Annotated in this window: 6 protein-coding genes; 4 read left to right on the top strand and 2 right to left on the bottom strand. The window is 56.7% G+C overall.

Annotated features, from left to right (window positions below; translation table 11 throughout):
• Window positions 1-682: 682 nt before the first annotated feature.
• The 4 genes from VGJ94_14640 (at window position 683) to VGJ94_14625 (ending at window position 5,172) form a co-directional block, all read left to right on the top strand.
• Window positions 683-1,159: an NAD(P)H-dependent oxidoreductase gene (locus VGJ94_14640; GenBank protein HEY3277852.1), complete on the top strand. Its 477-nt coding sequence runs from the start codon at window positions 683-685 to the stop codon at window positions 1,157-1,159.
• A 48-nt stretch (window positions 1,160-1,207) separates the two neighbouring features.
• The gene (locus VGJ94_14635; GenBank protein HEY3277851.1) at window positions 1,208-3,520 is read left to right on the top strand and encodes a PAS domain S-box protein; all 2,313 of its coding nucleotides are present in this window, start codon (window positions 1,208-1,210) and stop codon (window positions 3,518-3,520) included.
• 14 nt (window positions 3,521-3,534) lie between these two features.
• Window positions 3,535-4,188, top strand: a complete 654-nt coding sequence (locus VGJ94_14630) for a response regulator transcription factor (protein ID HEY3277850.1) — start codon at window positions 3,535-3,537, stop codon at window positions 4,186-4,188.
• A gap of 243 nt (window positions 4,189-4,431) precedes the next feature.
• On the top strand, window positions 4,432-5,172 hold the full coding sequence (locus VGJ94_14625; GenBank protein ID HEY3277849.1) for a TerC family protein: 741 nt from the start codon (window positions 4,432-4,434) through the stop codon (window positions 5,170-5,172).
• Between the two features lie 118 nt (window positions 5,173-5,290).
• Here the strand turns inward: VGJ94_14625 and VGJ94_14620 are convergent, their stop codons facing one another.
• Complete coding sequence (locus VGJ94_14620) at window positions 5,291-7,420, bottom strand: MtrB/PioB family decaheme-associated outer membrane protein (protein ID HEY3277848.1); 2,130 nt, start codon at window positions 7,418-7,420, stop codon at window positions 5,291-5,293.
• Between the two features lie 10 nt (window positions 7,421-7,430).
• Window positions 7,431-8,387, bottom strand: coding sequence for a DmsE family decaheme c-type cytochrome (locus VGJ94_14615; GenBank protein HEY3277847.1), 957 nt, complete (start codon window positions 8,385-8,387; stop codon window positions 7,431-7,433).
• Window positions 8,388-8,517: the final 130 nt, after the last annotated feature.

Genomic DNA, 8,517 nt, shown 5'->3' with positions numbered 1-8,517 from the left:
CGTCCTTGTCGAGCTCTGAGAATGCCTGATAGATGTCGGAATAGGCCTGGACGTTGAGAGAGTTGACCGGGGGCCTGTTGAGTCGTACGGTTGCGACGTTTCCTTCCATTTCTATTAAGAGTGTTTCGTAGGTCATATGGTGCCTCCTTGAATAGTAATAAGCATTTGCGTAAGGTGTAACTTCCCGGGCGACCTATGGCCGCACCTCTCCCCCAGCCTCCCCTTCCCGATCCGCAGGCCCGAAGCTCACCAGGAGCGCCCCTTTTAGTTCATTAAATGAAATTGTTGTTCACCAAATGATATTATCGGGCGGATTTTTTGTCAAGCAAAAAGTGAGGAAAATTGTAAGTCCTCCGTTTCAGCTCAAACCCTTTTTTCGCCGCAGATAAAACCGGATAAGGGCGGATAAAAACGCCTCTTCCGTCCACCCGGTGACACCACCGGCTGGACACTCTCTGGCCCGCAGGGCCGAGAGTATTTGACCGGCCAGTGTCGGCCGGTGAGATTGCCAATCCTCTTTTCATCTGCCTTTATCCGGTATTATCCGCAGTTATCTGCGGCTAAAACGCTTTTGATCGGTAGCCAGAGAGAATAGACCGGTTCCAACAGCAGGAGAGTTTGACTGTTCAGCGCCGCCTTTTTCTTGCAGAGTTTCGAAGACATGGTAAAATGATAGCCGGATATGAAATCAAAACCAGCGGTCCGAATACTAGTTACCTATCACTCCCAGAGCGGCAATACGGCGCAATTGGCCGGGGCGGTGGCTCGGGGCGTGGCGGAGACGGAGGGGGTTACGGCAATCTTCAAGCGGGCGGCAGCGACAGTTGCCGTGGATATCCGGGAATGCGACGGGCTGGTGATCTGTTCGCCCGAATATTTCGGGTATATGGCGGGGGCGATCAAGGACCTTTTCGACCGGACTTACGAGACCCTGCGGGACGATTTCCGAATGAACAAGAAGCCCTATGCCCTGGTTATATGCGCGGGAAATGACGGCACGGGCGCCCTCACCCAGATCGAGCGCATCCTGAAAGCCTATCGCGTGAAGAAGGCACAGCACCCCATTATCTGCAAAGGCCCGGTCACGGAGGAGATTATCCTTCGCGCCGTCGAGCTGGGTAAAACCATGGCGGAAGGCGTAAAGATGGGCATATTCTGATATCGCCCGTTCATACAAAGTTGTATACTGTCATCAACCGGTCTTCCCATGGGCTCAAAACGCGAAAATAAGACTCTCGAAGAATCCGAGGCGCGATATCGCCTCCTCATAAAGCATTCCCCCGACGCAATTTTTCTCTTTAATCCGAGGACCCGCAAAATTATCGAGGTAAACGATCAGTTCCTCAACATCCTGGGGTATACGGAAGAGGATGTGGCCCGCCTCACGCTCAAAGATATCCTGGTTTTGGAAGATAAGACTATCCGGTTGAAGATCCAGGAGATGCTCGAGCGCGGCCAGGCGGTGTTCGGGGTGAGGCAGTATAAGCGGGCCGACGGCTCGTTGCGTGAGATCGAGGTGGGGGCACGGCTCATACGCTCCGGCACCCGGCAGGTGGTCATGGTCAACATGCGGGACGTGACGGAGCGGAACCGCGTGGAGAGGGCCCTCAAGGAATCGGAAGACCGCTACCGGACAATTTTCGAGACCACCGCCTGCGCGACGGTCATTATCGATGAGGATATGACCGTCTCTCTCGTGAATAGCGAATTCGAGAGGCTCTCGGGCCATTCCAAAGAGGAGATCGAGGGCAGGATCAAGTGGACCGAATTCCTGGAGCCCAGGGATATGGAGCGCGTGGCGCGCTACCACACTCAAAGGAGGATCGATCCAACAGGTGCGCCGAGGAACTATGAATTTCAGTTTGTGCGCACTTCCGGAGAACAAAGGACCATATTCATGACGAGTGCCCTTATTCCGGGGACCACGAAAAATATCGCGTCCCTCCTCGACATTACCGACCGGGTGGCTGCCGAGAACGCGCTCAGGGAGAGCGACCGGCGTTACCGGACCTTATTCGAGGAATCGAGTCACGCCCTCTATACGACGACCCCTGAAGGGCGCCTGATCGACTGCAACCAGGCCATGCTCGACCTTTTCGGCTACACCCGGGAAGAGATGGCGCGGATCACCATGTCCCGGCTCTACCGCAATCCCCGGGAGGATATGAAGCTCCGGAGCGACGTGAGAAAGAAGGGTGTGGTGAGGGACCGGGAAAGCCGGTTCAGGAGGAAGGACGGAACGGAACTGAGCTGTCTCCACACGGCAAGCCTCCGCCATTCCGGCATGGATCGGATACTCGGGTATGAGGGCATCATTCAGAATATTACGGAGCGGAAGCGCGCCGAGGAGGCGCTGCTCGCCAACAAGGATCAGCTGGAGCAGATGGTCGTTGAAAGGACCGGGGAGCTTCAGAAGGCGAACGAGAGGCTGACCCTCGCCCTCACCAAGGGAAAACGGATCGAGATCATGATGTGGAAAGGGGCCGAGCGGTATAAAAAACTCTATGAAAATTCACCCTTGGGCATGTACCGGACCAATCCCCACGGCCGCCTTCTCATGGCCAACCCCGCCCTCGTCAGGATGCTCGGCTATGCCTCTTTCCTGGAGCTCGCCTCCACTCCCGTTGAATGGGGTGATTACGAGCCGAGCTATCTGCAGCCGGAGTTCAGAAAGCTCCTCGCGGAAGCGGACCGGGTCCGCAACTACGAAGCCGCATGGAAACGACCCGACGGATCGACCATATTCGTGAGGGAACGCGCAAGGGTGACAAGGGCAGGGGACGGAACAATCCTCTATTGTGAAGGCACGGTGGAGAATATTACGGAGCGGAAGAAGGCGGAGGAGAAGGTCCAGGCCTACCAGGAGGAGCTTCGCTCCCTCGCTTCCGAGCTCTCTTTTGCCGAGGAGCGGGAAAGACGGCGGATTGCCGTGATCCTGCACGACGACGTGGGCCAGCTTCTCGCCGTCTCCAAGATGAGGCTCGACGGGCTTGGAGAAGTCCCTCTTGCCGGGGAGCTGAAAACCCAGATCGACGAGGTCAGGGGCCTCGTCGGGCTGGCCATAAGCCACACCCGGTCCCTCACCTTCGAGCTCTCCCCTCCCGTGCTCCATGAGCTCGGCTTCGTCTCAGCCCTGGAGTGGCTCGGCGAGCAGATGGAGAAGACCCACGGCTTCCGCTTTGTCTTTCAGAATGACCCCGAACCGAAGATTATCGACAAAGAAGTGGGCATATTCCTCTTTACCTCCGTCAGGGAGCTTCTCGTAAATGTTGCCAAGCATGCGGAGGCACGGACCGTCTGGGTTTCGTTAAGGATGAAGGGGGAGGAGATAGTGGTCGAAGTGAGGGACGACGGCAGGGGTTTTCCGCCGGCGAAGGCGGACGTGAGGTCCCGGGGCTTCGGCCTTTTCAGTATCAGAGAGCGGCTTCGCCACCTCGGCGGCCGCATCTTAATTGAATCGAACGCCGGAATGGGCGCCGCAGTCACTCTTTCGGCTCCGGCGAAGATGACCAAGACTTAAATGAGAGAGGGCACATGACGATCAGGATTGTTCTCGCAGACGACCATAAGATTATGAGAGAAGGGCTCAGGGCCCTCCTCGAAAAACATGCCGATTTCGAGGTTGCCGCCGAGGCTGAAAACGGCATCGAAGCGGTCCAGCTCGTGAAGAAGCTTAAACCCCATATCGTGATCATGGACATAGGCATGCCGGGGCTCAACGGCATTGAGGCAACCCGGCAGGTCACCACGGACGTCCCTGCCACCAAGGTGATCGCCCTTTCCATGCATTCCGATAAAAGGTTCGTGGTCGAGATGCTGAAGGCGGGCGTCTCGGGCTATCTCCTCAAGGACAGCGCGTCGGAAGAGCTTGCCTCCGCCATACGCACGGTCCTCGCCGGCACCCCCTATCTCAGCCCCAAGATCACCGATGTGGTGCTCAAGGACTACCTCAGTACCCTTACGAAAACCGAGCCAAACGCCTTCTCGGTGCTTACACCCCGGGAGAGGGAAGTGCTCCAGCTCATCGCCGAAGGCCGGACCACCAAAGAGATCGCCGCCGCCCTCTTCGTAAGCGTGAAAACTGTGGAAACCCACCGCCAGCAGCTCATGGAGAAGCTCGATCTCAGGAGTGTTGCGGAGCTCACGAAGTATGCCATACGGGAGGGCCTCACCTCCCTGGGTCCCTGAGCAAGACCGTCCCGGTCCCGCCGTTTTTGAGCCCCAGACACGGATCTCTTCAATCCTTCGCTTTTCCCTCCCCCATTTCAGGACTTTTGCCCTTCCCTTTCGGGATTTTTACCCCCCATCTCAGGGTTCACCCGATACCTTCCTTTTCCGGAACGGAATATTATAAGGCATAGATACAAAGGCACCGGCCGGGATTAAGACTTCGCCCGGTCCGGTTCCACCCGTGCTTTCAAGGAGGCAGTTATGGATTTAGGACATTTAATGGCCGGACCGTTTTTACTCGGCCTTGTGAACATCATGTTCATCAATATCATTCTTTCAGGGGACAACGCGGTGGTCATCGCCATGGCGGTCCGCACCCTGCCCGCCAAGGAGCGGCAGTGGGGTATCGTACTGGGCACGGCAGGGGCGGTAATCCTGAGGATCGGCCTAACCTTCGCGGCAGCGAGACTCCTCGAGATATCGGGCATCAAGCTCGCCGGGGGCATCCTCATCCTCTGGATCGCCTTTAAGCTCCTTATCCCCGAATATGACGACGATCACGTAAAAGAGGTGCGGGGTCTGCGCCAGGCGATCGTCACCATTCTCATGGCAGATCTCGTCATGAGCCTCGATAACGTGCTCGGAGTAGCGGGCGCGGCACAGGGGGACACGATCCTCCTCTTCATCGGCCTCGCGACGAGCATCCCCATCGTGGTCCTCGCAAGTAACGTCATCACGAGTCTCATGACCCGCTTTCCCGTCATCGTCCTGCTGGGTGCCGCAGTCCTGGGCAGGGTCGCAGGCGAGATGATCATGACCGACCCCTTGCTCACAAGGGCCTTGGGCGGCCATGGAAGCGTGTTCAGCTATACGGTGCAGATTGTTTTGGCCGTCGGTGTGGTGGCCGCGGCAAAGATGTGGGTCAGGTTCCGCGCACCCAGGGTAACCCCGGCGCTCGAATTTGCCGCAGAAGACGGGGAAGAGGGCGGAAAGGGGCTATAGCCGAGAAGTCTTTCCCTGTGGGCGCCTTTCGTATTCAGGCTATTTTTTTTCGATATTCTTGAGGCGCTGGGCCTCGGGGAAGTAACGGTGGAGTATGGGTCCCCGAAGGCCGTCGCTCCTACTGAAATTTGTAGTTTACCCCGAAGAAGACCACGTTGGCCTTGTAATCGGGATTGGCGTAGGCGCCGGTAAGGTACGTGGTCGGCGGGGTTCCGAGGGTATACCTGTAGCCGTCGTACTGGGCGTCCGAGACGCTGTATTTCTCATAGGCATACCCGGCAGTCAAAGAGGTTGAAGGCGTGACGTTATAGAGCACCTTCACCATGTAGAATTCCTTCTTGTAGCTGCCCCAGTTCCCTATGTCGATATTGTCGTTATTCCGGCCCCCTGTGAGGGCGGCGTTCGTGAAATAGGTAAAATCATTGGTGCCGTGCGACCGCAGGTAGTCCGCGGAGAGCCTGAGCGTAAGCACCCTCGGGACCACGTAGATGTCCGTGGCGATCCCGAAATCGAATGTCTTGTCCGTCTGGTCCGACTGCCAGTTGAAATTGGTGGCATTTTGGATTCCGAAGGGGTTCGGATTTGCCCCTGCGGCATACCTCCTCTGGAATTCCGTGAATTTCCGCTCGTCGTAATCGAAATAGCCGAAGAGCCTTGCGAATTCACCGACGGCGTAATCCACGTCGAAGCTGAACTCGGTGCGCTCATCGTTCTGCAGCCCGAGCAGGGTGGCCGTATAGCTCGTCTTTTTATACTTGTACCCGAGTGTGAAGCTCAGCTCGTCGAGGGGTGAGAAGTTGGCCGAGGCCTTGAAGGTCTCTCTGATTGCCGGGGCCGCGTCGAATCTTCTCATGTAAAGCTCCACCAGTTCATCGCCGGCCAGTCCCTGTGGCCGGAACTCCGCCGACCTTACCAGCTTCTCGTAGCCCACCTTGAGAATCCCCATTTTGAGGGGCGACCACCGGAGTTCCGCAGAGTAGACATCGTCCTGGTTTTTCGGTATGTCATTCCTCTTCCTGTCGAGATTGACATGCTTATACCCTGTCACCAGATGAAGGTTCTTCTGGAGGCTGAAATCGACCTCCGCCCCGAAATATTGCTTCTTATAGGTGAACAGGGTGTTTACCGTCGTCGCACCGCCTGCGGTTGCGACCACGGTATCCGACTTGTTGTCTCTATCGTAGTATTTATAAAAGAGCTTGCCCTCGGCGAAAGAGACCGGGCGGGAGGTGAAGACGAAATCATAATTCTGGGTCCTCACATCCCCGTAAAACCGGTTGCTGCTCAAAGTCACCGGCGTGCGTACGCCCGCGTCCCATATTGTGGACAGGAAGTTCTGGTCCGACCTTGCCATCGAATAGGAGAGATTCGTATTCAGTTTGCTGTTATAAGGTAGCTTCGCGGAGCCGGTAAGGCCCGCCCTGTGAAAACTGTTGTCAGGGGGAAGGGTAAGAGTGTCCACATTCGGCTGGGTAACCAGAAAGGGATTGCGAAAGTTTAGAAAATCGTTGTTATTTTTGAACTGGCTGTATGCGTAGGAAAGGGAGAGAAAGAAAGGCTGCCGGGCATAGCCCGCTTCCGCTTTCACCTGGTCGGTCTGATAGTCGACGGGCTGGGGGAGTTCTATGGCCCTCCCGAACGCCGCTACCGCGCCTTCGGCGCCCGACGGTTTGGTGCCCGTCTTTTTCTCCTGGGAGAAGGACACATCGAAAAAGAAGGGCTTAAGGAGGGTAACCTTTGCCCCTCCACCGTATTCCTTCCTCTTTGTCGAGTATGCGAAGGGGAGCCAGGTCGAGGGATTGGCGCTCGCAGCGCCCGGGCCGCCGTAGGCGAGGGTGGAGCTGCCCGCGCCTGTATAGGGCGTAATCCCGTCGAACCCGATATTGTGGGGCGTTTCATTATAGAAGAGGAAATATTTGAAGCTCCCCCTCTTTCCACCATCCAGCCGGTAATACTGGTCGTCATATCCCATATTCAGGGCATTGAATTTCACAAAGTTCCCCGTTTGGTCGTCGAAGTCGAAATAGATCAACCCGTAGGCCCCCAGCGTGCCTCCACGGATATCCCTGTATTCACTGTATTTTGCCTGGTTTCCCCGCACCGCGGGGTAGGTGCCGGTGACCCCCGCCTCGAGCTCGACCTTCTTTGGCTCGGCCTCCGGCGCGCCCCTCTTCGTCTCTTCCGCAAAGGCGTCCAGGATTGGAGCGGTTACCAGAATAAGCACATAAAGCATAAGTCTCGGCCTCATATTGTCACCCCTATCTCAGAAAACGCTGTCCCCTGTCCGTCGGGCTGTTGGTGCCGTGCACGTTCGTATGGCAGAGCACGCAGTTACGCGATACCATGCGGTTACTGGGGGCCGGTCCCCTGAAGGTTTCGAAGCTCGTATACGGTGTGCCGGGGTGCTGGCTGAAGTCGTGGCAGCTCTGGCAGAGCTGAGGCGTCTTTCTGGTGAGCAGGGCGGAGTGGTTGCTTCCATGGGCCACGTGACAGTTGAGGCAATTTTCCGCCACCGGCGGGTGCTCGACCATGAAGGGCCCTCTTTTCTCCGCGTGGCACTTGTAACACAACTCGTTTATGGAATCGGCCTTCACCATTTTCGGGCCGAAGGCGCCGTGGGGCTCATGACACGCGGAACACCCCGTCTTGCCCTCCCTGATCGGGTGATGGGATTGCCTCAGGGTCTGGGACCTCACATCCTTATGGCAGCCGAAGCATAGGTCGGGCATGGGCGCCTTCATCGTCTTGCGCTGGGCAGGCAGCGGCAGATATCCGGACGGGGCGCGTAGCGGCTTCATCCCCGTGTGGACCACATGACAGGTGTCACAGGAAAGGCCGGAGCTTTTATGTTTGCTCATATTCCAGAAAGCCTGTTTCGGCGAGTCCTCGTGACATTTGAGACATTTTGCGGTCTTCTCCCTTGCGTCCGGATTCGGCCCGAAGGCAAACATCGTGCCTTTCCCCCCTCCCCTTTTTACATGGGACGCTCCCGGTCCGTGACATGTCTCGCAGCCCTCCTCTTTCGCAGGGGAGCCCGGAACATAGGTCTTGCCGTGAATCGATTCCGCGTAGCTTTGAACATAATTGGCGTGGCACGATTTGCACGCGTCGGAGCCGATATAATCGGGCGCCCCGTAGGACATTTCTGCTGAAAAGAATGCTGAGAGGAGATACAGGATAAAAACGTATATAGCCGGGACTGCGAATCTTCTCATTACAAGCCCCCTTTTTCCGCGCTCTGACCCCGCGTCACGATCGTCCTGTTCAATTCAGTAAAGAAACTTGGGCTTACTAAGAAAATCTCAAGAGAAAACTAAGGCGGCAGCTATAGGCTGTCAAGCTACG

This window comes from Syntrophorhabdaceae bacterium (genome assembly GCA_036504895.1).
In the GTDB taxonomy this organism is placed as follows: domain Bacteria; phylum Desulfobacterota; class Syntrophorhabdia; order Syntrophorhabdales; family Syntrophorhabdaceae; genus PNOM01.
Note: the sequence above shows the minus strand (reverse complement) of the source record. Positions and strands in the feature narration are given on the sequence as shown.

What these genes read in the sequence shown, in the direction of transcription:
- VGJ94_14620 (HEY3277848.1), bottom strand. Translation starts at nt 7,420, where the DNA reads ATGAGGCCGAGACTTATGCTTTATGTGCTTATTCTGGTAACCGCTCCA.
- VGJ94_14635 (HEY3277851.1), top strand. Translation starts at nt 1,208, where the DNA reads ATGGGCTCAAAACGCGAAAATAAGACTCTCGAAGAATCCGAGGCGCGA.
- VGJ94_14615 (HEY3277847.1), bottom strand. Translation starts at nt 8,387, where the DNA reads ATGAGAAGATTCGCAGTCCCGGCTATATACGTTTTTATCCTGTATCTC.
- VGJ94_14625 (HEY3277849.1), top strand. Translation starts at nt 4,432, where the DNA reads ATGGATTTAGGACATTTAATGGCCGGACCGTTTTTACTCGGCCTTGTG.
- VGJ94_14630 (HEY3277850.1), top strand. Translation starts at nt 3,535, where the DNA reads ATGACGATCAGGATTGTTCTCGCAGACGACCATAAGATTATGAGAGAA.
- VGJ94_14640 (HEY3277852.1), top strand. Translation starts at nt 683, where the DNA reads ATGAAATCAAAACCAGCGGTCCGAATACTAGTTACCTATCACTCCCAG.